At 36.1% G+C, this 24326-nt stretch carries 24 protein-coding genes and 1 tRNA gene; 4 read left to right on the forward strand and 21 right to left on the reverse strand.

The window, feature by feature from the left end; all coding sequences use genetic code 11:
* Window positions 1-80 precede the first annotated feature (80 nt).
* The 9 genes from ACLHG9_RS07605 to ACLHG9_RS07645 form a co-directional block, all read right to left on the reverse strand.
* Window positions 81-992: a PstS family phosphate ABC transporter substrate-binding protein gene (locus ACLHG9_RS07605; RefSeq protein WP_410220897.1), complete on the reverse strand. Its 912-nt coding sequence runs from the start codon at window positions 990-992 to the stop codon at window positions 81-83.
* Window positions 989-1231, reverse strand: a complete 243-nt coding sequence (locus ACLHG9_RS07610) for a hypothetical protein (RefSeq protein ID WP_410220898.1) — start codon at window positions 1229-1231, stop codon at window positions 989-991. The genes ACLHG9_RS07605 and ACLHG9_RS07610 overlap by 4 nt, the downstream gene beginning before the upstream one ends.
* A 9-nt stretch (window positions 1232-1240) precedes the next feature.
* Window positions 1241-2053: an energy transducer TonB gene (locus ACLHG9_RS07615; protein WP_410220899.1), complete on the reverse strand. Its 813-nt coding sequence runs from the start codon at window positions 2051-2053 to the stop codon at window positions 1241-1243.
* Window positions 2054-2083: 30 nt separating this feature from the next.
* Window positions 2084-2629: an ExbD/TolR family protein gene (locus tag ACLHG9_RS07620; protein ID WP_410220900.1), complete on the reverse strand. Its 546-nt coding sequence runs from the start codon at window positions 2627-2629 to the stop codon at window positions 2084-2086.
* Window positions 2630-2637: 8 nt separating this feature from the next.
* Window positions 2638-3258 carry an ExbD/TolR family protein gene (locus ACLHG9_RS07625; RefSeq protein WP_410220901.1) on the reverse strand — a complete coding sequence of 207 codons (621 nt, stop codon included), beginning with the start codon at window positions 3256-3258 and terminating at the stop codon, window positions 2638-2640.
* A gap of 83 nt (window positions 3259-3341) precedes the next feature.
* Window positions 3342-4226, reverse strand: coding sequence for a MotA/TolQ/ExbB proton channel family protein (locus tag ACLHG9_RS07630; RefSeq protein WP_410220902.1), 885 nt, complete (start codon window positions 4224-4226; stop codon window positions 3342-3344).
* A gap of 279 nt (window positions 4227-4505) precedes the next feature.
* Entirely contained in the window at window positions 4506-6110 is a 1605-nt protein-coding gene (gene pckA, locus ACLHG9_RS07635; RefSeq protein WP_410220903.1) for a phosphoenolpyruvate carboxykinase (ATP), read from the reverse strand.
* A gap of 132 nt (window positions 6111-6242) precedes the next feature.
* Window positions 6243-6599 carry a translation initiation factor gene (locus ACLHG9_RS07640; RefSeq protein WP_410220904.1) on the reverse strand — a complete coding sequence of 119 codons (357 nt, stop codon included), beginning with the start codon at window positions 6597-6599 and terminating at the stop codon, window positions 6243-6245.
* Window positions 6600-6609: 10 nt separating this feature from the next.
* Window positions 6610-7500 (reverse strand): diacylglycerol/lipid kinase family protein, encoded by an 891-nt coding sequence (locus ACLHG9_RS07645; RefSeq protein WP_410220905.1) that lies wholly within the window; start codon window positions 7498-7500, stop codon window positions 6610-6612.
* A gap of 224 nt (window positions 7501-7724) precedes the next feature.
* Here ACLHG9_RS07645 and metK point away from each other — a divergent pair, with 224 nt between their 5' ends.
* The gene (gene metK, locus ACLHG9_RS07650; RefSeq protein ID WP_410220906.1) at window positions 7725-8975 is read left to right on the forward strand and encodes a methionine adenosyltransferase; all 1251 of its coding nucleotides are present in this window, start codon (window positions 7725-7727) and stop codon (window positions 8973-8975) included.
* A gap of 42 nt (window positions 8976-9017) precedes the next feature.
* Here the strand turns inward: metK and ACLHG9_RS07655 are convergent, their stop codons facing one another.
* Window positions 9018-9548: an ExbD/TolR family protein gene (locus ACLHG9_RS07655; protein ID WP_410220907.1), complete on the reverse strand. Its 531-nt coding sequence runs from the start codon at window positions 9546-9548 to the stop codon at window positions 9018-9020.
* A 98-nt stretch (window positions 9549-9646) separates the two neighbouring features.
* Window positions 9647-10174 (reverse strand): superoxide dismutase family protein, encoded by a 528-nt coding sequence (locus tag ACLHG9_RS07660; RefSeq protein WP_410220908.1) that lies wholly within the window; start codon window positions 10172-10174, stop codon window positions 9647-9649.
* 130 nt (window positions 10175-10304) lie between these two features.
* Between ACLHG9_RS07660 and ACLHG9_RS07665 the strand changes: the two genes are divergently transcribed.
* Window positions 10305-11435: a tetratricopeptide repeat protein gene (locus ACLHG9_RS07665; protein WP_410220909.1), complete on the forward strand. Its 1131-nt coding sequence runs from the start codon at window positions 10305-10307 to the stop codon at window positions 11433-11435.
* A 75-nt stretch (window positions 11436-11510) separates the two neighbouring features.
* On the opposite strand, the gene ACLHG9_RS07670 is transcribed toward ACLHG9_RS07665, so the two are convergent.
* The 5 genes from ACLHG9_RS07670 to ACLHG9_RS07690 all read right to left on the reverse strand — a co-directional run bounded on the left by ACLHG9_RS07670 (window position 11511) and on the right by ACLHG9_RS07690 (window position 15140).
* A complete protein-coding gene (locus ACLHG9_RS07670; RefSeq protein ID WP_410220910.1) occupies window positions 11511-11801 on the reverse strand; it encodes a DUF3892 domain-containing protein in 291 nt (96 codons plus the stop codon).
* Window positions 11802-12147: 346 nt separating this feature from the next.
* Window positions 12148-12221 (reverse strand) — tRNA-Asp (locus ACLHG9_RS07675).
* A 141-nt stretch (window positions 12222-12362) separates the two neighbouring features.
* Complete coding sequence (prfA, locus tag ACLHG9_RS07680; protein WP_410220911.1) at window positions 12363-13436, reverse strand: peptide chain release factor 1; 1074 nt, start codon at window positions 13434-13436, stop codon at window positions 12363-12365.
* A gap of 126 nt (window positions 13437-13562) precedes the next feature.
* A complete protein-coding gene (locus tag ACLHG9_RS07685; RefSeq protein ID WP_410220912.1) occupies window positions 13563-14381 on the reverse strand; it encodes a hypothetical protein in 819 nt (272 codons plus the stop codon).
* A 15-nt stretch (window positions 14382-14396) separates the two neighbouring features.
* The gene (locus tag ACLHG9_RS07690; protein ID WP_410220913.1) at window positions 14397-15140 is read right to left on the reverse strand and encodes a UDP-2,3-diacylglucosamine diphosphatase; all 744 of its coding nucleotides are present in this window, start codon (window positions 15138-15140) and stop codon (window positions 14397-14399) included.
* A 178-nt stretch (window positions 15141-15318) separates the two neighbouring features.
* Here ACLHG9_RS07690 and ACLHG9_RS07695 point away from each other — a divergent pair, with 178 nt between their 5' ends.
* Together ACLHG9_RS07695 and ACLHG9_RS07700 are read left to right on the forward strand one after the other, a co-directional pair.
* Complete coding sequence (locus ACLHG9_RS07695; RefSeq protein ID WP_410220914.1) at window positions 15319-16329, forward strand: NAD(P)/FAD-dependent oxidoreductase; 1011 nt, start codon at window positions 15319-15321, stop codon at window positions 16327-16329.
* Window positions 16330-16335: 6 nt separating this feature from the next.
* Window positions 16336-16665 carry a 2Fe-2S iron-sulfur cluster-binding protein gene (locus ACLHG9_RS07700; RefSeq protein WP_410220915.1) on the forward strand — a complete coding sequence of 110 codons (330 nt, stop codon included), beginning with the start codon at window positions 16336-16338 and terminating at the stop codon, window positions 16663-16665.
* Window positions 16666-16723: 58 nt separating this feature from the next.
* On the opposite strand, the gene ACLHG9_RS07705 is transcribed toward ACLHG9_RS07700, so the two are convergent.
* The 5 genes from ACLHG9_RS07705 to ACLHG9_RS07725 all read right to left on the reverse strand — a co-directional run bounded on the left by ACLHG9_RS07705 (window position 16724) and on the right by ACLHG9_RS07725 (window position 24263).
* A complete protein-coding gene (locus tag ACLHG9_RS07705) occupies window positions 16724-18400 on the reverse strand; it encodes a S41 family peptidase (protein ID WP_410220916.1) in 1677 nt (558 codons plus the stop codon).
* 72 nt (window positions 18401-18472) lie between these two features.
* Complete coding sequence (locus tag ACLHG9_RS07710) at window positions 18473-18688, reverse strand: hypothetical protein (protein ID WP_410220917.1); 216 nt, start codon at window positions 18686-18688, stop codon at window positions 18473-18475.
* Between the two features lie 66 nt (window positions 18689-18754).
* Complete coding sequence (locus ACLHG9_RS07715) at window positions 18755-19573, reverse strand: hypothetical protein (RefSeq protein ID WP_410220918.1); 819 nt, start codon at window positions 19571-19573, stop codon at window positions 18755-18757.
* Between the two features lie 4 nt (window positions 19574-19577).
* The gene (locus ACLHG9_RS07720) at window positions 19578-21158 is read right to left on the reverse strand and encodes a SusD/RagB family nutrient-binding outer membrane lipoprotein (protein ID WP_410220919.1); all 1581 of its coding nucleotides are present in this window, start codon (window positions 21156-21158) and stop codon (window positions 19578-19580) included.
* Window positions 21159-21176: 18 nt separating this feature from the next.
* Window positions 21177-24263 carry a SusC/RagA family TonB-linked outer membrane protein gene (locus ACLHG9_RS07725; protein WP_410220920.1) on the reverse strand — a complete coding sequence of 1029 codons (3087 nt, stop codon included), beginning with the start codon at window positions 24261-24263 and terminating at the stop codon, window positions 21177-21179.
* Window positions 24264-24326: the final 63 nt, after the last annotated feature.

A 24326-nucleotide genomic window follows, 5' to 3' on the forward strand; every position in this document is an offset into this window, starting at 1 on the left:
GTTAATTTTGAGATAAGTTTTACTGCATGTATGTGATTTCTTTACAGTTAATTTATTTTCTCAAGTTTAATAATTTTTTTTTAGTTCTTCGATTTCAAATTAAATTCTCTTGGCATAATTTTATGTGGACCTAATCCAGATCTCAACACAATAAGCTGTCCGCGGGGACTAGCTAACCAATTTGCAAATCCCGTGCCTAAACCACTTCTTCCCTCTCCGTTAATAACATAAATATTTCTTAAAAAGGGATATTTGCCATTAATTAGGTTTTCTTGAGTAGGTTTATAAAAATTATCATCTCCTTTTTTACCTGGCAGGTTCTTCACAGCCAGTGTTTTAATTTTGGGCAAATAAGAAGCAACACTTTTGTTACTTTCTAACAACCAATTTACACCTAACACGCCGATAAAGTCATTGTGTTCTGCCACATATTTGATAACGTCATTATTGGTTTCTAGTGTATATACACCCTGTTTTGGTAAAGCTGTTACCTTAGCAGAGTCTACAAAATATCTTAAAGTGCTTGAATAAGCATTATCAAAAACCAATTTTTTATTAGATTTTGAAGTGCCTTTAATCAAGTCAAGAACATCAGCTACAGTTATGGTTGAATCTCTGTCGGTAGAATTGGTAATAAGTGCTATACCATCAATGGCAAACCGGTCTGTATATACCGGTATTTGCTTTCTCCGGTAATAGCTCAATTCCGAAGGTTTCAACATCCTCGAAGCGATTAACATATCTACTTCTCCGTTCAAGAACCTCGGAATAATCTTATTTTCATTACCTGGTATTACCTTAATGCTCGCATCCGGGTAATCGCTATTAAATACATTAATCTGGTCATCTAGTATTCTTGAAAAAGATTCATCTACCAACAATGTGGTATGACCAGAAGTTCTGGTTTCTTTAGTTTTAACGGTTTTAGGTTTGCGATTGCAGGAGGCGGCGAACAGCAACAATATAACCAGACTAAAATTCAAAATCCTCATTCGTTCTCGTTATTGTCTTTTAGGATCCTATAAAATCTGAACGCGGCATAGACGATTAATAAAACGCCAAATGCGATCTGATAATTGCGTGGAAAGCGTTCAGGATCTAATGAAAGGGCCTCGTTAAAAAAAAGTATTACGATACTTATGCCAAAATATATTACCATCATGGCAAGGCCTAAAATAAACAGAAATCGCTTTTGAGGCGATTTCTGTCTTGAATTATTAAAATTAAACATGCTTTACGGTTACTGTAAGCTAAATTTAATTGGAATGTTGTATTTTACACGAACTGGTTTACCGTTCTGCATACCTGGATTCCAACGTTTACTTAACTTTAATACACGAACTGCTTCTTCGTCTGTACCATAGCCAAGTTTTCTTTCTACTTTAATATCTGTCAAAGAACCATCTTTTTCAACAGTGAACGAAAGAAACACACTACCTTGAACATTATTCTCAGCAGCCATTGGAGGATATTTGATATTCTTACCTAAAAAGTCATAGAACTTTTCAATACCCCCAGGGAATGTTGGTGGATTTTCCATACTTACGAAGTTATATACGGTATTATCCTCTACAACTTGCGCTTGCTTAGGTCCTTCTCCAACAGGAGCAATCTGAACAATATCAGCACTTGGGTCACCTTCAATTGTTTTTTGTCCTGGATCTGCTTTTTTCAAATCCTCAGCTTTAGGTGGTTCCTCATCGCGTACTAAATTGTCTGGTTTAACAACCGGAGGAGGAAACTTAACCTGATCCTGCTTTGGTGGTGGCGGCTCAACCGGCGGAGGTGTTTTCACTTCCGGGTTAATTGGCGGAGGTGTTGATATCACTACCTCAGTCATTTTCTCTTGTGGCGGTTCTGGAGCTAAGCCTTTTAATAAGGCATAAATCTTAGGCGCCAAAAATAGAAGAATGAAAATCGCCGAAGCTATAAACAATGACTTAGTTGTATTCCAAGCATTAGACTGACGTAACTCATAAGCGCCGTAAGCCTTGTTTTTTTTCTCGAAAACAACATCAAGCCATTCTTTACTGAATAAATCTATTTTAGACATTGCTTAATATTTTTATCTGTTTATACTTATTTATAAAATCCCTTTAGATTTCATAAACTCTTTCTCGCTATCTAAAAGATGTTTAGGATCATCATCAATAGCCGGTGCGTTGATATTTGTTTTGGTTATACTTAACTCATCCATGATATCTACAAAGTTTTTATATGTAGATGCATCTGTTGGTTTAATAATAACAATAATATCTTTTCCGGTTTTCTCTTTTACCTCTTTCTTATTTTTTAATAAAGAAGATTGGATGTCATTAAAACCTTCAATAGTTGGAGCTGATTTACCAGCCTCTCCCATGTACCAAGCAATGCGGTCATTTTTACCTAATAATATAGTCATGGTTTGCGACTGTCTCAATTCCAGTTTATTTTCATCTTTTGGATCTTTATCCGGCTTGGCTATATCCATTGCCGAAGGTTTAGATAAAGATGTGGTTAGCATGAAGAAAGTAATTAAAAGGAAAGCTAAATCCACCATCGCTGTTAAATCAACCTTGGTAGATTGTTTCTTACTTCTTACTTTACCACCTTTATTTTTGCCTCCGCCGGAGGTGTCTAATTCTGCCATATTATTTCTTAGTTAGCACCGCCTGCTTCGGCTGATGTAATTAAACTAAACTTATTTATTTTTTGTTTCTGAAGTAAATCAACAACCTTTCTGATTGCAGGATATTCTTCGTTGGCATTTCCTTTTATACTGATACGCATATCTACCCCATGTAATTCTGCGGTAGCGAAACGTGCTTGCTTGATCCATTCAAACAATTCATTATTAACGGTAGAGTCATTAGGAATACCCGCCTGAATGCCTGATTTCTCTCTCTCCTGGCTGTTCATTGCTAAAAACTTTTTCAAGTTTCCGAATGGAACACCAAATGAAGATACTACAGAAAAGCGTTTTGCTTCTTCTTCAGTGAATGGCACATTGTACAAGCTGCCCATTTTCTGTAAAGTTAACTTCTTTACATCCTGGCCAACAATCTCAAGGAAAACTTTTCCTTTACCGATACTTACAATCGCGATGTCTTTATCCGGCACTTTAAACTGCACCGTTGATGAAGGCGTAGTGATATCTAATGGATCGGGTTGACGAGCTGTTGCCGTTAAGATAAAGAAAGTTAACAATAAGAATGCAACATCGCACATTGCGGTCATATCTACTGCTGTACTCTTTCTTGGAACTTTTACTCTAGGCATAATATAAAAATTATAATTTTTTAACTAATGATGATTTCATTTCCGGTTTTCCATAAAGCCGGCAAAAAAAATTAAAATAATTTTTATTTATGTGTACTAGCGTAAGTTTGGATGATGCTAAATCCTGCTTCGTCAATAGCATAAGTTAATTTATCTATTTTAGAAGTTAAGATGTTATACATGATAATAGCTAATGTTGAAGTACTGATACCTGTAGCAGTATTGATAAGCGCTTCAGAGATACCTGTTGCTAAAGCCGCCTGATCTGGTGCTCCTGAATTAGCTAAACCACCAAATGCCTTAATCATACCTGTTACCGTACCTAATAGACCCATTAACGTACCTACAGAAACCAAAGTAGCAATGATTGTTAAGTTTTGCTCTAACATTGGCATTTCTAAAGAAGTAGCTTCTTCGATATCTTTTTGGATAGCTACAACAGATTGTTCAACATCTAAGTTTGTATCTGCTTCTACTTCGCTATATTTTTTTAAGCCAGATTTGATTACGTTAGCTACAGACCCTTGTTGTTTATCGCATTCTGCAACTGCAGCCTGGATGTTACCTGAGCTTAATAAAGACTGGATTTTTTTGATGAACGATTCTAAACTACCTTTACCTGTTGCTTTACCAATTACGATTAAGCGCTCAATTGAGAACACAAATACCATTAAAAGCATACCCATTAAGATAGGCACGATAAAACCACCTTTAAACGCCATACCGCCGTAGTTTCCTGGATGTGGTAAAAAGCTGTGGGTATCATCGTTATAAAACGCTAAAGACAACGGGCTGTTATTTTTAGCAACATCTTCAGGGATGTTAAAGTTACTTGGTTTACCCAATACGAAAATAAATAATGCAATACCGATTATTAAACAAATAGGAATTACAAGCGTAGCAAATAAATTAGATGCTGTTGCACTGCTCTCTTTCTTAGCAGGTGTTGGTTTTGGTGCGTTTGCCATTTTTTTAATTTTTAGTTTTAGTACTTGTTTTTTTAATTTTTAAATAATTAATAACTCAATTTTGTGTGTACACAAAGCTGCAAAATAACGTTGCAGAAGCAAATTTATAATTTTGATTCAAAAATCAAATTAAATATTACTTGCGCAATCATTTCTTTACATTACCCGATGACCACTTAAATCCACTTTAATTAAAAAAGATTGCCCCGTTTGAGACAATCTTTCGCAATTAAAGACAAAATTTTATTTAAATGCAAATTTTTAAGCAAAAAAACATACTCAATTTATGTTTTGGGCAACTTTTGGCATACCGCTAAGTATTTCCTCATCCGCCAAATCACTAAATTGTTTAAAGTTATTTACAAAGGCTTCTGCCAGTTCTATTGCTTTTGCATCATAGGCTTCTGCATTAGCCCAAGTATTTCTTGGATTTAAAACTTCATGTGGTACCTCAGGACAGCTGATAGGCATTGCTAAGCCAAATACTGGATGTTCAACAAATTTCTGATCATTCAAATTACCTTTTAACGCTGCTGTTATCATAGCTCTCGTATATTTAAGCTTTATACGTTCACCAACTCCATAAGGGCCTCCACTCCATCCCGTATTGATCAGCCATACATTCACTTGGTGTTTTTTCATTTTTTCTCCTAAGAGCTGGGCATATTGCGCCGGGTGCAAAGGCAAAAATGCTTTTCCAAAGCAGGCAGAGAATGTTAGCTGAGGCTCTGTAACACCTGCTTCTGTTCCGGCAACTTTTGCGGTATAGCCCGAAATAAAATGGAACATAGCCTGTCCGGGTGTTAGTCTCGATATAGGTGGCAATACGCCAAAAGCATCTGCCGTTAAGAAAAATATATTTTTAGGAATAGGCCCTACAGATGGAATAATGGCGTTCTCGATATGATTTAATGGGTAAGCCACACGAGTATTCTCGGTTTTTTCAATATTAGAAAAATCTACCGTACGGGTATTTTCAAAATAATTGATGTTTTCTAATAATGCGCCAAATTTAATTGCGTTAAAAATCTGAGGCTCTTTTTCTGCTGTTAAATCAACACATTTTGCATAACAGCCTCCTTCAAAATTAAACACTCCGTTTTCACCCCATCCATGCTCATCATCCCCAATGAGAGGTCTGTTAGGATCTGCTGAAAGCGTGGTTTTACCTGTTCCTGATAAACCGAAGAAAATTGCAGTATCTCCATCCATGCCAACATTAGCAGAACAATGCATTGAAAGTGTATTTCTTTGGGTAGGTAATATATAATTTAGCACAGAAAAAATACCTTTCTTTATTTCTCCGGTATAGGCTGTACCTCCTATCAGGATAATCTTTTTTGAAAAGTTTAAGATAGAAAAGTTTGACTGCCTTGTTCCGTCTACTTCGGGATTAGCCATAAAAGACGGCATGGCTATAATAGTCCATTCAGGCTGAGCTGGAAGTTCTCCAGATTCATATCTTAAAAACAGATTATTGGCAAACAGGTTTTGAAAGGCATGCTCGGTAACAACTCTGATTGTAGTTTTGTAATCTTCATTGGCACAAGCGTATGCATCTCTTACGTATACTTCTTTTTGTGCAATAAATTGAAGCATTTTTTGGTATAACCCCTCAAAATGTTCCTGAGATATCTTAATGTTGATGTCTCCCCACCATACAGTATCCTCTGTTAATGCATCGGCAACAACAAACCGATCTTTTGGTGATCTTCCTGTAAATTTACCTGTGTCAATAGCTAAAGCTCCTGAATCTGCCAAAGTCCCTTCACCATTTTTAAGGGCCTCTTCTACTAATTGGGCTACCGTTAGCTGGTATTTAACGGTCTTGGGTTTTAGATTTAGATAGCTCAAATCAAGTTTCCGTTCACTTAAACTGTTCATATCTTTTGGTTTTTTGAAAGCCCAAAGCTACATAGTCTGGTGTGGAAAACCGCTTTTTTTTAAAATATTTTTTTACTTATTGTCGCTTTTACACTATTCATTAAAAACCTAATAAACAAATATTTACACACATTATCCTCCAGATTTTTTTACTTTATAACCTTGGTCTGTAAGATATTGCAAAATCTTATCTCTGAAATCTCCCTGTATAATGATTTCTCTATCTTTCACACTTCCTCCTACACCACATCTGGTTTTTAACGTTTTACCCAATACCTGCAAATCTTCATCTTTACCTATATATCCGGTAATTACTGTAGCTGTTTTTCCTGCTCTATTTTTCCTATCTAATAGAATTCTTAAGTTCTGTTGCGCATTAGGTAGGGTTTCCTCCTGCTGAAACTGCTCTTCTGCAAACTCGAAATCAGGGTTTGTAGAAAACATGATTCCACCAAAATCATTGTAGACCTTTTTTTTCTGCTTACTCACGGTTTAATGTTTAAAGTTTTCCAACAATTATATTTAACGATGCCGGCTCTATTTTAATATCAATATTCTTTTCCATTTGAAAGGGCTCTCCATCAAGATGGATGGAGTCTGGTTTATTTCTTATGATTTTAATTTCTTTACCTCTTATAATCTCCACTAAAGATGAATTATGAGTTTTAGCAGCTATCATTTCATAAGCCAGAACCGGTAATTTAAACAAAGGTATTGGCTTTATGATACAAACATCTAACCAGCCATCTGTTAAAGAAGATTTTGGTGATATATATACATTATTACCATATTGAGAAGAGTTGGCTATACTAATTGCAAATGCATCACGTTCATAGAACACCCCATCTATTTCCAGTTTATACCGTTGTGCCTTATAAGAAGTAATTTCTTTAAGACCCAATTTAACATAGCTTTTTAAACCCCGACTTTTATTTCCGGCAAAAACAGCACTGATATGGGCATCAAAACCCATACCTGCCATATTAAAAAAGCGTTTCTCATTTAATAGGGCAGAATCAATTGCTTGTACGTTTAATAAATTAAGGTATTTCACTGCCCCTTTTGTGGTCATTGGAATACCCAAAAATCTGGCCAGTCCATTACCGGATCCAAAAGGAATAATCCCTAAATTTACATTAGTATTTACTAAACTGCTGGCAATTTCATTTATGGTTCCATCGCCTCCTACAGCTACCACAACAGCCATATTATGGGCTTCGGCTTCAGCAGCTATTTCTGTAGCATGGCCTTCTTTTTCAGTAAAAACATAAGAGGCATTAAATTTATCTTTGTCTAAATATTTGCTGATTAAAGCAGGTATACGATCCTTCTTTTTTCCGCCGGAAATAGGATTGATCACAAACAGAATGTTATACTTTTGTAAAGACATAAGGATTTGGCCGACAAAATAATTGATAATTTTTGAGTATTAAAATTTATTACACTACTTTTGTGCCGTTAAGGTGGACTGATTTGCTAAACTCTTAATTAAGAGCAAGATTGCAACCACGTAAAAAAAAGTGCTAATTCTTTCTACACTTATTTTACAGGCCGATTTATTCGGGGCTTTACCACCTAACATTTTATATTTTTTAACATTAGAGAAGATTTAAAATGTCTTATTTATTCACATCAGAATCTGTATCTGAAGGGCATCCTGATAAAATTGCAGATCAAATTTCAGACGCGTTAATTGATAATTTTTTAGCTTTCGACAGCGAGTCGAAAGTAGCTTGCGAAACCTTGGTAACCACAGGGCAGGTTATATTAGCCGGGGAGGTAAAGTCTACAACTTACCTTGACGTACAGCAAATTGCCAGAGATGTCATTAAAAAAATTGGCTATACCAAAAGTGAATACATGTTTGAAGCCAATTCATGTGGCGTATTATCGGCCATTCATGAGCAGTCTCAGGATATTAATCAAGGCGTTGACAGGAAAACCAAGGAAGAACAGGGGGCAGGTGACCAAGGTATGATGTTTGGTTACGCCACCAATGAAACAGAAGATTATATGCCTTTGGCGTTAAATCTTTCGCACAAATTATTACAGGAATTAGCTGTTTTACGTCGTGAAAACAACGAAATTACTTATTTACGCCCTGATGCCAAATCGCAGGTAACCTTAGAATATGATGATAATAACAAGCCTGTACGTATAGACGCAATTGTAATCTCTACCCAACACGATGATTTTGATACAGAAGACAAGATGTTAGCAAAAATAAAAGAAGACCTGATTAACATTTTAATCCCTCGTATCATAAAAAACAATCCTCAATACGCACATTTATTTAACGACAAAATCCAGTACCATATTAACCCTACCGGAAAATTTGTAATAGGAGGACCTCATGGCGATACGGGTTTGACTGGAAGAAAAATCATTGTAGATACCTACGGAGGTAAAGGAGCTCATGGTGGAGGAGCTTTTTCAGGAAAAGACCCGAGTAAAGTAGATAGAAGTGCGGCCTATGCAACACGTCATATTGCAAAAAATTTGGTTGCGGCAGGTGTAGCTGACGAAATTCTGGTACAGGTTTCATATGCAATTGGCGTGGCAAAACCAATGGGTATTTATGTTAATACTTATGGCACGGCTAAAGTAAATAAAACTGATGGTGAAATTGCTTCAATTGTAGAAAGCATTTTTGATATGCGCCCTTATTTCATTGAGCAACGTTTAAAGCTAAGAAATCCTATTTATAGCGAAACAGCAGCTTATGGCCATATGGGCCGTAAACCTGAAACTGTAACTAAAACATTCAAATCGCCAAATGGTGAGGAGAAATCAGTTACTGTAGAATTGTTCACTTGGGAAAAACTTGATTTTGTTGATCAGGTAAAAGCCGCATTTGGTCTATAGCAATAACTTTTTAATTAAAAGGGGCGGCTTTTTAGCCGCCCTTTATAATATCCCTCTCTGTTTCATAAAAGTTTTTTCCTGTTCTGAGATATTCTTATCATCAATAAAATAAGACTGTACAGAACCGATGTGTATTTCATCCATGATATCGACAAAGTTTTTGTAATTAGAGCCTGAGGTAGGCTTAATAATTACTATCATAAATTTTGAAGAATCTTTATGATATCTCTCGGCTACTACTTTTTTGTTGTGAGCAATTTGTTTTTGTATCTCTGATAAATCTGTTTGATACATCACTGCTTTTCCAGTCTCTCCCATATAATAAGCAGCCTGATTGTTTTTAGCTAAAAGAATGGTCATTGTTCTGGATTCTGCCAAATCTATGGGCTCATTACTATCAATAGGCTTAGCAATTTCCATAGCACCCATCTTGCTCAAAGAAGTTGTCAGCATAAAAAATGTAATCAGCAAAAAAGCTAAATCTACCATTGCAGTCAGATCTATACCTGGCGCCAATGTTTTTGATTTTCCTTTCACGGCCCAGCCATTACGAGGAGTAGTAAGTGTTGCCATATTAATTTCAGTTTTATAAAAGGATGACATTCACCTACTAATTACATAAAGAGCTCGCCTAAAATGGAAGATAAATAACAGACAAGCTCTTTCTAAGTTTATTTTACTTCTTCAATTACACCGCAGCCTACTCTTGGCCCTGAATTACCTGTTGGCTGTGTAGTATAATCATCAGTTCCTCCATGAACTATAATGCCCCTGCCTATGATATTTTTAACATCATTAGACCTTACACTCCATCTATCGGTAGTCACGCTAAGCGTAGCGTGTCCCTTAGCATCTAATTTGACATTTCCGATATCACCCGAATGGTAGGCAGCACTCCCCCATTTACCGTGCGGTTCGTTGGTAGGGTTCCAATGTCCATGTGTATTTTCTCCCATATTTCCACAATCTCCATGTTCATGAAAATGAACTGCGACAGTGCTATCTGCTCTTTCAGGAAAATTAAGTTCCAGGTCCATCTTAATTTTGCCTCCTGCTTCACTATAAAATTTAGCTACTCCGATAGAGGTATTATCTTTTGTTGAATTTAACATAGCTTGTGCAATTTCTTTGCCTGGTCTGGAACAAGATACCAAGGTAATTACAATACCAATGGTTAATAATAACAAATACTTTTTCATAACGATTTAAGTTAGAGTTTAAAAAAACAACATCTCTTACAACTATTTGGTTTTTAATATTTTGGAATTGTGCAATCAACCGAATTTGAGTATATTCAGATTATTTATTGTATTAACATCTGCATTTACAATGATGAAAAAGGTTTTAATTATCCTATTTTTTATGATTGGTCCTATTATTATTTTACAGGCTCAACAAAAGAATAAAGTACGCTCTTATATTAGTCCGAAAGCCAAATGGCAAAAATTAGAGTTCACAAGAGCAGCTAATCCAAAGGATACTATTTATTATAATGGAGAAGTAAGCAATGGTAAAGCTAATGGTTATGGTGAAGCCTCTTCAAGCCTTAAGTACAATTATAAAGGTTACTGGAAAGACAATGATCTTAACGGAAAAGGGAAAATAATATGGAGCACTGGAAGCATTTATGAGGGCGATATTAAAAATGGTACCAGAACTGGAACGGGCAAATATACCTGGCCTGATGGTAGTATTTATGAAGGTGAGTTTATAAACGGCCAAACAAACGGAAAAGGCAAAATGACCTGGACCGACGGAACCGTTTATATGGGCGATTATCAGAATGGAAACAGGACAGGCAAAGGTAAGCTGATATGGGGCAGAAATACTCAATGGAGCGGGGATAGTTACGAGGGCGATTTTAAGAACAATCTCCTAACAGGCTATGGAAAATACGTACATGCAAATGGTAAAACAGATGAAGGTTTTTTTGAAAATGGTATTTACAAAGGTAAATCGAATATTTCTGATCAAAATCAGAACACCAGCAAAAGCAAACTTGATATTGGCTTAGAGACCGTAATATTGCAAAACAAAGGAATTGAATACTACAATAAAAAACAATATGAACTGGCTTTACAGGAATTTAACAAAGCAATTGATGTCAACCCCAATTATGCAGCCTCTTCCCATTCTTTGGTAGGAAGAACTTATATGGTCTGGTATACAGAAAGCAAAGATGTTAACGACCTTAAGCTTGCATTAAACAGTCTTTCTAAAGCTATAGAATTAGACCCCAAATATGCAATTGCCTATTTTTACAGAGGCATAGTATATGGAAATTTAAAAGAGTACAATTTGGCTCTTAAGGATTTAACACAAGCTATTGTATTAGACCCTGAGGTAGCAGAATATTATCAAAATCGCAGTGTAATCTATAAAGCAATAGGAGAAGACAAACTATCTGCTTTTGATTTGAAAAAATTTGAAGAGCTTAGAAATAAATCGGAAATCAAATAACTCTTTTAGATTAAAATACCCTTTGGATTAAACCCTCAAAAATAAACCCCGGATTTCTCCGGGGTCAGGTTAAGTTTAATCATGTACTGTACAATTTTCCAAACCTATAAGGTCTAAAGTATCTGCGCTGTCACTGGTAGCCAAATATTTGTTCCCCTGAGTAGAAACAGCTATTTCAACGTATCTTTTCTGATCGTTAACAAGCGTATAAAACTCCCAATGACCTGCTTCTATTCCTCTAATAGCTGTTTCAACAGAAATATGCCATTTCTTTCCCTTATGTTCACCTCCAATACTACTTATTCTTTTGTGAGGGTCCGGTTTAGTTGTTTTGTTCACACACATGATCTGTACCTCAAATGCCATAAGCAAATAAGTCTAATTATCGCAATGGGCGATACCACGAGTGCTTGCATTCGTTAAACCTATTGTGTTTATGTTTTACCCATCAAGAGTAATAGGCACCCTCTCTGTTTTTACCCGTTAACAGTGAGTTGTATAACATATATCAATTTTAAAACCATTTTGTTTAATTGGAAATAGCATAGTTTGTAGAGGTTGATCTTGTTAAAGATTGTAGAAAAAAATGCCCGAATGCCACGTTTTTGGAATAATTATTCCGCTATTACAAAATGTATGAGCAAAAGGCAGAAGTCAATAGTCTTGAAGCAAAAAGCCTTACAGCATAGTATGCTGTAAGGCTTTTATTTTGCGGTCTGGACGGGACTCGAACCCGCGACCTCCGCCGTGACAGGGCGGCATTCTAACCAGCTGAACTACCAGACCTCTCAACCTTTAAAGATAATCTCTATCGGTTTGGGATTGCAAATATAGCTTGTTATTTTTTATTTGCAATATTTTTTTTAACTTTTTTATAACTTACTGATTTGCAGAAAGAATATTTCAAAGCTGTTTAAAAAGCAATTTTTAGTTTACTGCTCCTTCTTTCATTTTTTCTGCATTTTCGGCAAATTGCAGCGCATCTATTAGCTCCTGTATATCACCATCCATAATATTTCCTAAATTATACAGGGTTAAACCTATACGGTGATCTGTTACTCTCCCTTGCGGATAGTTATATGTCCTGATCTTAGCAGACCTATCTCCCGTTGATACCATCGTTTTACGTTTCGCGGCTATATCCCCATGTTTCTTTTGTACCTCAAGATCGTATAATTTAGAGCGCAACATTTCCATAGCCAGTTCTCTGTTTGCTAACTGTGAACGTTCAACCTGACAAACAACCACAATTCCAGAAGGCTTATGGGTAAGCTGAACTTTTGTTTCTACCTTATTTACGTTCTGACCGCCAGCTCCACCAGAACGTGAAGTTTGCAATTCAATATCTGCAGGATTAATGTATACATCCACTTCCTCAGCTTCTGGTAGTACAGCTACAGATGCTGCCGATGTATGCACACGTCCTTGAGTTTCGGTATCAGGAACTCGCTGTACACGATGTACACCGCTCTCGTACTTTAATTGTCCATAAACATCCTCACCACTTACTTTTAAGATTACCTCTTTGTAACCTCCTGCCGTGCCTTCTGTCACATCCATAACTTCGGTACGCCAGCCTTTAGTTTCAAAAAAACGGGTGTACATACGATATAAATCGCCTGCAAAAAGTGCAGCTTCATCACCTCCAGTACCGCCTCTTATCTCAAAAACAGCATTTTTAGCATCTTCAGGATCCTTCGGAATCAGCATTAAACGTATAGCGGCTTCCATTTCTTCCTGCTTAACCAATAAAATGTCAAGCTCTTCTTTAGCCATTTCTCGCAGCTCCTGATCTTTCTCGTTGCTTAAGATCTCTTTATTGGCATCTATATTACTCATTACATTCTTGTAGATTTTGTATTCTTCTACAATTTTGGTGAGGTCTTTATACTCTTTATTTAAAGCTGCAAAACGCTTCATATCCTGTATTACATCAGGATTACTTAATTGCTCTTCCACATCTTCCCAGCGCAGCTTTATGGCTTCTAACTTATCTAACATATGTTTTTATTCAGAAAATCTATTTATGTGCATTATTAACGGATTTGGTTTGAGCTTAAAAAAACATCATCTTTTTTAGTCAAAACCCATTCATACAAAAAATAATGCACCTTTATATTTAAGGTATTAATTTGCAGGGGACAAAAATACGCCTTTTTCGGTTAATGCCGCAATTATTTTATTGCCAAGCGCTATCTGCTTTATTTCAACATCTACTGGTAAATATGCTGTAGTTACATTTTGGCTGTTTAAATCATAGAGGTGAAGTTTTTTCCCAGCCATATAGGTTAATTTACCATTACGTATACCAAAATCCGTTAGACCTTCCAGATTCAAAGATTTTAAAAAAGCACCAAAACCATCAAAAATTAATATCTCATTATTAGGTTTCTGTAAATAAATATGCTGATTGGCTACCAGAAGTTTTTTGGGAAAAACCAATTCGTCAAATAACTGATAAAAATTAGCTGAACGTGTATTTTCACTAAAATCGCTACTCAGCTTAATCAAGCTATTGCTGGTTGTTTCAAAGATCCAACATGCATTATTATCGGCAGTGGCTATTGCCGAAACCAATAAACTGCTGTTATATGCAAAAGAATAGGTTAGTATTTGGCTCAGGTTATTATTTAAAACCACCACCTGCTGAAAATCAGCATAAAAGACAATAATACGTAAAGGGTCTGTAACATCAACACTTTTTACCTTACCGTATCTGTTATCGCCGTAGCGCCATTTTAATGCTCCCTTTGCATCATATTTCAGCAATTCGTCTTTTGGGGTTAATAAGTAAACAGCATCTAAGTTATCTATAAAGACAGCCTTTGCAGGAGTATCTATTATAGCAATTGGTTTTTGCTGGGAAAAAGAGATATTAGAGAAAAGCAACAGGGATATAAATGTACCAAGCAGATACTTATACCAATTTCTTTTTTTATCAACCATTAACATATCCTGTGTTTATTTTTCAAAATAAGTAAGGGTTAAATTCTTTCCATCAAATACAGCATATGAATTGTATTTAAGCCACTCGCCAATATTGACATAAGTACTATATTCGTTTAATTTTATGGTAAGTGGTAAATGTCTGTGCCCAAAAACAAAATAATCATAATGCTCTTTTTGCAGTAATTCTTTTGCATAGATGGCAAGCCATTCCTTTTCTTCGCCTAAAAACACTTCATCGTTATTATTAGCTGCCCTACTATGTGTTGACCATTTGTTGGCTATGCCCATACCTATACGTGGAGGCAGCATACCAAATAGCCATTGACAAAAAGAATTTCTAAATATCTTTCTCAGAAATTTATATTTTAAATCTCCAGGGCCTAAACCATCTCCATGGTGCAAATAAATCTGTTTGCCATTACGCACGATGATCATCTCATCACTTATAATTTGCATTCCAAGTTCTTTTACGAAATAATCTTTAACCCACATATCGTGGTTCCCTTTAAAGAAATAGATCTTTACGCCAGAATCACTCATTTGAGCAAGCTTACCCAAGAGCCGGGTAAATCCTTTGGGCACTACATATTTATATTCAAACCAAAAATCAAATACATCACCCATTAAAAAAAGTTCGCTGCAATCTGGCTCAATAAAATTTAACCAGCGTACAATGCGGTTTTCTCGTTCACGGCTAGTCTCAAAATCTGGAGAACCCAAATGAAAATCGGAGGCAAAATATATTTTATCTCTCATCTCTGTCAAAGATAGTAAAAATGATAACGCTATCTTTATTCAGCCAAGATGATATTGTTTAGGAGACCTTGCCGCAGTCTTAATCTTTTCGTCCTTTTATTGTCATCTATATAGAATTCTTCTAAATAAGCAAATGCATTTATAAGTTAATTTTGTATTTTTGCCCAAATTTTAAAATATGATTTCAACTGATATAGCCATTATTGGCGCTGGTCCGGTGGGTTTATTTGCGATTTTCGAAGCCGGATTATTAAAAATGCGTTGTCATTTAATTGATTATTTACCTCAGGTTGGTGGCCAGTTATCAGAAATCTACCCTAAAAAGCCTATTTACGATATACCGGGTTTTCCATCGGTTTTAGCACAGGAGCTTATTGACAACCTGATGGAACAGGCCAAACCGTTTCATCCTGGTTTTACTTTAGGCGAACGTATTGAAGGGCTGGAAAAACGTGGCGAGGCAGATTTTGTGCTTACAACAAACATGGGGACTGTTATAGAAGCCAAAGTTGTGGTAATTGCTGGTGGATTGGGCTGCTTTGAGCCCCGTAAACCTGCAGTAGCTGGTTTAGAACACTTTGAAAATGGCCGTGGTGTTAATTATATGATCTTGGATCCTGAAAAATATCGCGGACAGAAAATGGTGATTGCCGGTGGAGGAGACTCTGCTTTAGACTGGACGATCTTCTTAGCTGATGTAGTAGAAGAACTTACTCTGATACACCGTAGTGAGAGTTTTAGAGGCGCCCCTGACTCTGTAAATAAAGTAATGGAGTTAGCTGCTTCGGGAAAAATAAATTTACTATTGAACAGCAATTTAAATGCTGTTTCTGGTGAAGGTAAATTAGAAACGGTAGAGGTAATCCACAATAAGACTATGGAAACCACTACCATTGAAACAGACCACCTTATTCCATTGTTTGGATTAAGCCCTAAGTTAGGTCCTATTGAGAACTGGGGGTTAAACATCAGCAAAAGTGCTATCGAAGTAAATACTGACGATTATTCTACGAATATCCCTGGTATTTATGCTATTGGCGACATCAATACTTACACCAATAAATTAAAGTTAATTTTGTGTGGTTTCCACGAAGCGGCATTGATGAGCCACAGCGCATACCAATACATGAACCCAGGCATAAAATACACCATGAAATACACTACCGTAAACGGTATTAGCGAGTTTTAATAAAATATGGCAACAGATATTACCATACACGTTGAAGACAGAGAAGGCAATACCGCCACTCTAACTGCCCCTACTGACATGGGCTTAAGCTTAATGGAGTTTTTAAAAGCCAGCGAATATGATATTTTAGCTACCTGCGGAGGTATGGCTCTTTGCGCAACTTGTTGCGTAGATGTAATGGAGGGTGAGGAGAAACTCAATGAAATGAGCGATGATGAATATGCCATGTTAGATACCCTGCCTGATTTATTACCAAACTCGAGATTGGCTTGTCAAATACAATTAAGCCCTGAACATGATGGCTTAAGGGTTCGTTTGCACGCTATGGATAATTAAATTATCTAACTTACTATATAAAAAGGCCAAGATGAGTAATCTTGGCCTTTTTAATTTTTTAATCTATTTTCAGAATAGGACTTCCTATATTCTTATAAGTTCCGTCTCCTTTTAAAATAGCCAGCATCTGTTGCCCGTTAGCTAAAATAGATTTTGCTTTTATGAGCTCTTTATCATACTGAAAAGATTGCTCTATCTTTCCCCGCTCAAAATAATAACGTGAGATAATCTGAGTCTCAAGCATTCGTTTTATTTCGTCTTTATGGGTAGTTAAATCTGTTTTTTTGGCTTGGCCAATCTTTGCCTTCAAATCTTCTATATCTGCTTTTACCAAAGCCAGTTTATTCTCTTTCTCAGCTTCTTCTTTTAGGGTCGTTAACAAACGTTCGGTATTTAAGGTATAACTATAGTTTTTACTCGCAACTGTATTTACAAACTGGGTATACGCTACATCTGAAAGCTGGAATTTATTAGCAGCGCCAATTTCTTTATTGTTCTTTCTGAAATTGTTTGCATAATCAAAAAACAGATTTTTAGTGATAAGAGAAATTGTAACCGGGCTCAGTTTATCTTGTTCTACTATAACATCAGGATATATGCCATTGCCATCATAAACAGTTCGTCCTGCTTTGGTTTTGAACGGCTTTAATGTCGAATCCGCAAACTTATTTGCTGTTCCATCTTTCTTTTTATGCGCATAATCTAAGGCCTGTATGCATCTTCCAGATGGTGTGTAATATTTTGCCACCGTAACCTTTACCAAGCTGTTGTATGGAAGATTAAAGGTTTGCTGAACCAACCCTTTTCCAAAGCTGATCTGACCTACTATAACAGCTCTATCGAGATCTTGCAAAGCACCAGCCACAATTTCTGATGCAGAAGCAGAACCTCTATTTACCAGTACAATCAAAGGGGTTTGGGGAGCCAAAGGTATATTTTGTGTATAATAATTGACAGATTTTTCGGGATTACGCCCCTTTTGTATTACAGCTAATACGTTTTTATCTACAAAAAGATTCACAATCTTAACTGCTTCCTGCAAGATACCTCCTCCGTTATTGCGTAAATCTAGAATCAGTCCTTTAGGATTTTGCTTGTTGATCTTTTCCAGTGCGTCCTTAACTTCTTGGCCTGAATTTTCTAAAAATTTATCCAGTTTAATGTAACCAATCTGATTATCAAGCATACCAGAATAAGAAACGTTAGGTTGTTTAATTTCTTCGCGGGTAAGGGTTTTATTAACTACTGCCCCATCTCTAACCAAAACCAATGAAACTTGCGTTCCTTTGGGCCCGCGTAAAAGCTGGCTAACTTCTGCCCGGTCTTTATCTTTTACCTCTATTCCGTTAATTTTAACAATCTGGTCTCCCGGTCGCACATCGCCTTTATGCGCCGGATTTCCTTCCGTAACTTCATTGATAAATAGTTTACCATCTATTACCAGCGTACCTGCTCCAATACCACCGTATTGGGTACTTACATATTTAAGTTTATAATTTTCTATTTCCGATTCGGGAACATATTCGGTATAAGGATCAAGACTATTCAACATGGCATCTATACCTGTTTTCATCAATCCAGCAGGATTAGAATCTTCTACATAGTTGATGCTCACTTCTTTGTAAACTGACGCAAAAATATCTAGGTTTTTAGATACCTGAAAAAGATCTTCTTTGAAGGCAAAGCTTATAGATAATATGCCTATGAGGATAATGATTTTATTTACTTTTCTCATGAGATGCTGAATTTTCAAACACATTTGTGTTATCCGGAAAAGTAAATTTAAGAAATTTGTTTAAACTCTTACCTAAAGTCTGTTGCCAGTTGGATCTGCCAGAGCTTTACGTATAGTGAATTCTATATAATTACGGTCACGGTTTACCAGCTTAGCCAGCCTTTGAACCAGCTGGTCTTCCTGTCCGGACGTGAAAACCAGATCAACTGCTGCCAGCTCACGATACTTTCTTAAGAATTTGACTTGAACTCTTTTCCAGGTTTCGGGTGTAAGTGTAAAGGTTGCCATGATGATTATTTATTGAGCAAATTTAATAAAAAAGCCCATCAAACAAAATTGATGGGCTTTAATCATTTATCGGTTCTCCGTAAAGTCTAAGAATAATGTTGGGCTACTAGCTACACCACTAATAAGGTCTCCCCTTAACGTAAAGGTATATACTCTATTTTTAGCAAAACCGGTCGCCGCACGGGTAACTGATTTACCTGTTGCCTGATCGGTAAGTTTTAAAGTGTAACTACCTGGAGCAACTTTTACAAAGGGAGATGCAGCTTTGTATGCCACCCCTGTAATAGGAGTAGTTACTTCTGTTGCCGTAGAACCATCAGGCAATTTAAATGTTCTGGTGATTTCTAAAGATAATGTACTTGTATTATGACCAGGATTTACTAATCTGATGTAACTTGCAGAAGAATCTGGCTGAGGTAACTTATCTTCTATAATAAAGCAATCTGCTTTTTGAGTAGTTTTGTTAAAAACACCACTTGCATAAAAGCTATAGTTTTTCCCATCTTCTATTGATGCCGTTACCGATGCTATTTCTAAATTAGGACCAAAACCGGTAGTAGCACTAGCTGCCATTGTACTTGGAGTAACCACTCTAAAAACAATATTTGATCCTGCTTGAACTAAAGAATATCCTCGTGCTGGAGCAACACCACCAGCAGAAGTACCCGCAGCACTTTCAGTACCTGTTAATGAAGCTATGGCTGTAAACTTAGTATTATTTGCATAAGCATTTACAGTAGGGCTTGATAATGCAAAATTATAAAACTTAAATAAAGCTCCATTATATGGAACCGTAATATCTTCTACGGCATTTTTCTCACATCCTATAAAGCATGTTATCGAGAATATACTTAAAGCAGTTACTATGATCTTTAACTTTTTCATATTATCAATTTTTTTCAAAAATCCACATTAATTTAGTATGATAACTTAATTTATCTCCCCCTAATTTCTTTAACGACTCTAGGTTCCATATCCATTCTGAATTGTATCTTGGTCTTACTCTATAAACAGGATTTCCTTCGTTTGCCTCAAATAATTTACTGGCTTCAGGAATGGCAAATCCTCTGAAGACCTGATTAACGGAACTCCCAGGCTCTAAATCTGTATAATGGTAACGGCGTAAATCTGTCCAGGCTTCGTTAAAAGCCCAACCCCATTGCGCAATAAATTTTTGTGTCATAATATCCCCAAGTTTAAGATTATTAGGATCAGTAGGGACAGCGGCAGATGCTAAAAAGTCATTTTTCTCTGTAGCACTGATTGGAGTAACACCCGGGTTAGCCGACTCTGCATTAGCCGTATTTACAAAATCCATATGTGCAGAGATACCCTTTTTATATGCATCCAATGCAACAACCTTATCACCTTTTAAGAATGCTGCCTCTGCTTTTATAAATTGAAGCTGGGCATAAGTCAATAAAGGAAAGCTCGATTTTGCATTAAAAACATAGTTTCCTGGCAAATCAATCCCTGATACCGTAGTACCCCATATCGTTTTAGGAATCTGATTGGCTGTTAGTCCAGTTGTCCCATAAGTAGGGTTAATGCCATAGTATCCTCCATCAGTTGATTTAAAGATCAATCTACTTAAACGAGGGTCTGTTACGCCCCCATTTTGATTACCATTCAATAAATTCAAGAAAAAGTTGGTATGACGAACTAATGTAAAGTTATCGCGATCAGGACTTAAATAATTCTTAGATCCATTAGCAACTCCGCTAAACTTGAATTTAGCATCATCAGCATTACTTGTAAATGAGTTATCTACAGCAGTAATAACCTCATCCGGTTTATATTTTCCTGTTTTATTTGAAAGATGGTTTAAAGCCATTGCTTTTAAGCCATAAGCCAGTTTTAACCATTTTTCTCTGTTGCCATTGTAAACATTATCTGCTGTTCCGATAAAAGCAGCATCTACTTTACCGTCCGTTTTCTTGAGATTATCTATAGCTAAATTAAGTAATCTAATGATCTCATCATAAACCACTTCCTGCGAATCATAATCAAAAGTTTTAAGGCTTGTATCGAAAGCCTGTTTAATGATTAATTCACCATGAAACGTAGTTAAATTTAACCAACCCCATGCCTTTAATACGTATCCTATTCCCAACAAATCCCATCTCTGCTGTTGTTCAGAAAGAGTCATCATATCGATGAGGTTATAACCCATTAACCAATAGACGGTACGCCACTGTTCAGCAGCATAGTCAGCAGTTGTAAAAAGATAACCATGCCTGTCCCAAGTATCATTACTTGAATTCTGCGACCAGAATTGAGCATATTTACCAGTATAACGACCATCTATTTGTTGTGAAAAAACAAAACTGGTCATCATTGGTCCCAAATAAAGATTTGGTGCTACCACATCGGGAGCATTAGGGTTTTTATTTACATCTAACCATTTTTTACAGCCTGTACTGGCTAAAATAGTAGCTATCAATAATATTTTTGCAAAAGTCTTTTTCATATTTTCTAAAAAATAATATTATAATCCAATTCTAACACCAATATTAATTCCTGTAGAAATTGGGAAATTACCATAATCAATACCCATACCTCCCGCACCAACAGTAGCTGCATTATTACCATTAGCAATAGGATCTGCTCCTGAATAATTTGTAATCAGAAATACATCTGTAGCAGTAATGAATGCTGAGGCCGATTTAAAGAATTTCTGTCTTGCCAATACTTTACTTGGTATTGCATATGACAATGTAACATCTCTTAACCTAATCCAATTTATATTCCTTTCTATAAATAGTTCTTCACTTATATTACTATAATATCTACTATCAAAGAATGGGTTTACCACAATATTATTTACGGTTGGATTAGCTGTATTTTCTTTACCATCTCTTAATACTCCTTTGATTACTCTTGGAGTTTCTCGATCAAGCGTTCTCATGGCTAAACCTTTTTGCGTTAAATAATGTTCTGTAGCATTTAATACATCTCCTCCTTTTCTAAAATCAAGCAAGAAGGATAATCTGAAATCTTTAAAAGAGAATTCATTGGTTAAACCCAAAGTCCATTTCGGCCAAGTATCTGTACCATTTAATACGAAGTCCTGGTTACGATAAGGTAAACCACTTGCTGGATCAATTAAGATATCTCCAGCATCATTTCTTAGATAGAATTTTCCTGAAAAGGCAGTTAATGAACTTCCTGGCCTTGCCGATTTTCTTATATCTTTATATAACCATGTATCTGAGTTGTAAGATTCAGGTAAATCACGAGGCAATGAAACAACTTTAGACCTTGAAATATCAAAATTAGCAATAACATTCCATGTAAAGTCTCGCTTCATAATGGGCTTTACTGTTAGCAAAGTTTCATAACCATGATTTTGTGTAACACCACCATTCATATCTGTTAACACAAATCCAGTAGCATAACTTGCTCTGATATCTCTTACAATCTGGTCTTCTGTTTTCTTTTTGTAATAAGCAAACTCTACATTAATCCTACTATTTAAGAATGATAATTCAGTACCAAATTCGTATGAAGTTGCCATTTCCGGTTTTAATCCAAAGTTTGGCCCTGTAAAGCCGTAACGGTAACCACCAACTGAGTTATCCTCAAACTGTAATGCCGGATAGATTTTATACGCCCTTGCATCACGACCCACCTGTGCAATACTTGCTTTCAATTTACCATAGTTCAATACTTTCTTAATTCCAGATAAAGCTTTAATATCTGTAAAGTTTAAACTTGTTGATAAAGAAGGATAAAAGAAAGAATTGTTTTGAACAGGTAAGGTTGAAGTCCAATCATTCCTTCCTGTTGCGGTTACATAAAGAATTTTGTCATAATTAAATTGGACCTGACCATATATAGATGCAACTCTTCTTTGGTATTTTGTAGTTAATACTTTTCTTGATAACCCATCTGTATTATTTATTGACTCAAAATTTGGTTCCAAGAATTTTTCACCATAGGTAGACAATGCATTAGACTCCTCAGTTTTAATCTCTGCTCCACCTAAAACATTGAAGCTTAATTTAGGTATAATTTTTTTAGAGTACCTTACAAAACTATTGATGTTTAAGTTTTGGGAAGTTCTAGTAACCTGGTTTAAAGCTCCCTTTCTTGTATATGCAGCTGCTGATTCTGGATGTTGAAAGGTCATGCTCTCAAAAGTACCCACATCAAATCCCACTCTGGTTGTAAAAGACAAGTCTTTAATCGGTGTAATTACTAAACTAGTGGCTGCAAACACCCGATTATTTATATCATATAAATTGTTTTTATTGATACTGAAATAAGGGTTATCTATCTCATTAGCATAGCTTATACCTGTAAAGATTTTTCTCCTTAAGCCTCCGGGAGTTAAATAATTTGAAGCATCATCTGTAGCGGGCCACATTAACAGCCCAATTAGGGGACCTCCAGCACCTTTAAAAACTTTATCGTTCTTAGAGTAACTGTAAGTCAACGATAAATCAACATTAAACCAGTTATTAACTTTAGCTGTTGAAGCTCCATTTAAGGTAAAACGATCATATCCAGCATTCGGAACTACATCTTTTTGGTTATTATAGGTTGATGAAATTCTATAGGTAGCCTTATCTGCTCCTCCTTCAAATGACAAGTTATGTTTTTGCGTCAAAGATGTTTGGAAGAAATTAGAAATGTTATCATAGAACTGAGTGCCCTCTCTATATTTTGACCCAAAATAAGCATAAGTCTCATCATCCAAACCGCTTGAACCTGGCCCATATACCCTTTGCACCTCGGGTTCTTTAGTAACATGATTAATTTTGAATGCATTACTGTAGTTAATCCTTCCTTCTCCGGCTTTACCTCTTTTTGTGGTAATAATAATGGCTCCATTTGCAGCATCAATACCATAAAGAGCTGCGGCTTCTGGGCCTTTTAAAACAGTAATATCTTCAATATCTTCTGGGCTAAAATCTGATGAACGGTTTGTAAAGTCAACTCCTCTGTTTTCAAAAGATGTTGCCGTTACTCCACTTGATGCCAATTCACCTGTAGCGAAGGTATTATTATCAGAAGGAATACCGTCGATCACGATTAGGGGTTGATTGCTACTATTAATAGAGCTTATACCACGAAGAATAATAGAGCTTGATGCGCCCGGAGCGCCCGAAGTACTATTTATGGTTAAACCAGCAACTCTCCCTTGAAGGCCATTAATAAAGTTTTCTCTTTGAGTTTGTGCAACCTCCGATCCTTTTATAGATTGGCTTGAGGCTCCAAGAGCTCTTTTTTCTTCTTTGATACCCATAGCTCCAGTAATTTTAACTTCAGATAGCTGATTAGCGTCTGATTTTAAAACCACATCAATGACTTGAGTTTTAATAGTTATTTCTTGAGTAATAGTTCCTACAAAAGAAAAAACCAACGTCTGGCCAACAGACGCCTTGATACTATAGTATCCATCACTTGAAGTAGATACGGCCGTTGCCTGTCCCTTGACTCTTACAGATGCTCCAGGCAATGGCAATCGGTCTTCATCAAAAACTTTTCCGGTAACCGTAGTTTGTTGGGCTAACGCCTGAGCAACAAGCACGAAAATGCCGAAAAGCATTATGAGTAGTCTTTTTTTCATAAACTTAAGTTTTGTTAGTTTTTTAATGATTGATTTTATAAATCATCAGCAGTAAAAATTAAT

This window comes from Pedobacter sp. (genome assembly GCF_046462515.1).
Classification (GTDB): Bacteria; Bacteroidota; Bacteroidia; order Sphingobacteriales; family Sphingobacteriaceae; genus Pedobacter.

What these genes read in the sequence shown, in the direction of transcription:
- ACLHG9_RS07665 (WP_410220909.1), top strand. Translation starts at nt 10,305, where the DNA reads ATGATGAAAAAGGTTTTAATTATCCTATTTTTTATGATTGGTCCTATT.
- ACLHG9_RS07620 (WP_410220900.1), bottom strand. Translation starts at nt 2,629, where the DNA reads ATGGCAGAATTAGACACCTCCGGCGGAGGCAAAAATAAAGGTGGTAAA.
- ACLHG9_RS07705 (WP_410220916.1), bottom strand. Translation starts at nt 18,400, where the DNA reads ATGAGAAAAGTAAATAAAATCATTATCCTCATAGGCATATTATCTATA.
- ACLHG9_RS07605 (WP_410220897.1), bottom strand. Translation starts at nt 992, where the DNA reads ATGAGGATTTTGAATTTTAGTCTGGTTATATTGTTGCTGTTCGCCGCC.
- ACLHG9_RS07715 (WP_410220918.1), bottom strand. Translation starts at nt 19,573, where the DNA reads ATGAAAAAGTTAAAGATCATAGTAACTGCTTTAAGTATATTCTCGATA.
- ACLHG9_RS07695 (WP_410220914.1), top strand. Translation starts at nt 15,319, where the DNA reads ATGATTTCAACTGATATAGCCATTATTGGCGCTGGTCCGGTGGGTTTA.
- ACLHG9_RS07630 (WP_410220902.1), bottom strand. Translation starts at nt 4,226, where the DNA reads ATGGCAAACGCACCAAAACCAACACCTGCTAAGAAAGAGAGCAGTGCA.
- ACLHG9_RS07660 (WP_410220908.1), bottom strand. Translation starts at nt 10,174, where the DNA reads ATGAAAAAGTATTTGTTATTATTAACCATTGGTATTGTAATTACCTTG.
- ACLHG9_RS07625 (WP_410220901.1), bottom strand. Translation starts at nt 3,258, where the DNA reads ATGCCTAGAGTAAAAGTTCCAAGAAAGAGTACAGCAGTAGATATGACC.
- ACLHG9_RS07720 (WP_410220919.1), bottom strand. Translation starts at nt 21,158, where the DNA reads ATGAAAAAGACTTTTGCAAAAATATTATTGATAGCTACTATTTTAGCC.
- ACLHG9_RS07690 (WP_410220913.1), bottom strand. Translation starts at nt 15,140, where the DNA reads ATGAGAGATAAAATATATTTTGCCTCCGATTTTCATTTGGGTTCTCCA.
- ACLHG9_RS07710 (WP_410220917.1), bottom strand. Translation starts at nt 18,688, where the DNA reads ATGGCAACCTTTACACTTACACCCGAAACCTGGAAAAGAGTTCAAGTC.
- ACLHG9_RS07685 (WP_410220912.1), bottom strand. Translation starts at nt 14,381, where the DNA reads ATGGTTGATAAAAAAAGAAATTGGTATAAGTATCTGCTTGGTACATTT.
- ACLHG9_RS07610 (WP_410220898.1), bottom strand. Translation starts at nt 1,231, where the DNA reads ATGTTTAATTTTAATAATTCAAGACAGAAATCGCCTCAAAAGCGATTT.
- prfA (WP_410220911.1), bottom strand. Translation starts at nt 13,436, where the DNA reads ATGTTAGATAAGTTAGAAGCCATAAAGCTGCGCTGGGAAGATGTGGAA.
- ACLHG9_RS07655 (WP_410220907.1), bottom strand. Translation starts at nt 9,548, where the DNA reads ATGGCAACACTTACTACTCCTCGTAATGGCTGGGCCGTGAAAGGAAAA.
- ACLHG9_RS07700 (WP_410220915.1), top strand. Translation starts at nt 16,336, where the DNA reads ATGGCAACAGATATTACCATACACGTTGAAGACAGAGAAGGCAATACC.
- ACLHG9_RS07645 (WP_410220905.1), bottom strand. Translation starts at nt 7,500, where the DNA reads ATGTCTTTACAAAAGTATAACATTCTGTTTGTGATCAATCCTATTTCC.
- ACLHG9_RS07615 (WP_410220899.1), bottom strand. Translation starts at nt 2,053, where the DNA reads ATGTCTAAAATAGATTTATTCAGTAAAGAATGGCTTGATGTTGTTTTC.
- ACLHG9_RS07670 (WP_410220910.1), bottom strand. Translation starts at nt 11,801, where the DNA reads ATGGCATTTGAGGTACAGATCATGTGTGTGAACAAAACAACTAAACCG.
- metK (WP_410220906.1), top strand. Translation starts at nt 7,725, where the DNA reads ATGTCTTATTTATTCACATCAGAATCTGTATCTGAAGGGCATCCTGAT.
- ACLHG9_RS07725 (WP_410220920.1), bottom strand. Translation starts at nt 24,263, where the DNA reads ATGAAAAAAAGACTACTCATAATGCTTTTCGGCATTTTCGTGCTTGTT.
- pckA (WP_410220903.1), bottom strand. Translation starts at nt 6,110, where the DNA reads ATGAACAGTTTAAGTGAACGGAAACTTGATTTGAGCTATCTAAATCTA.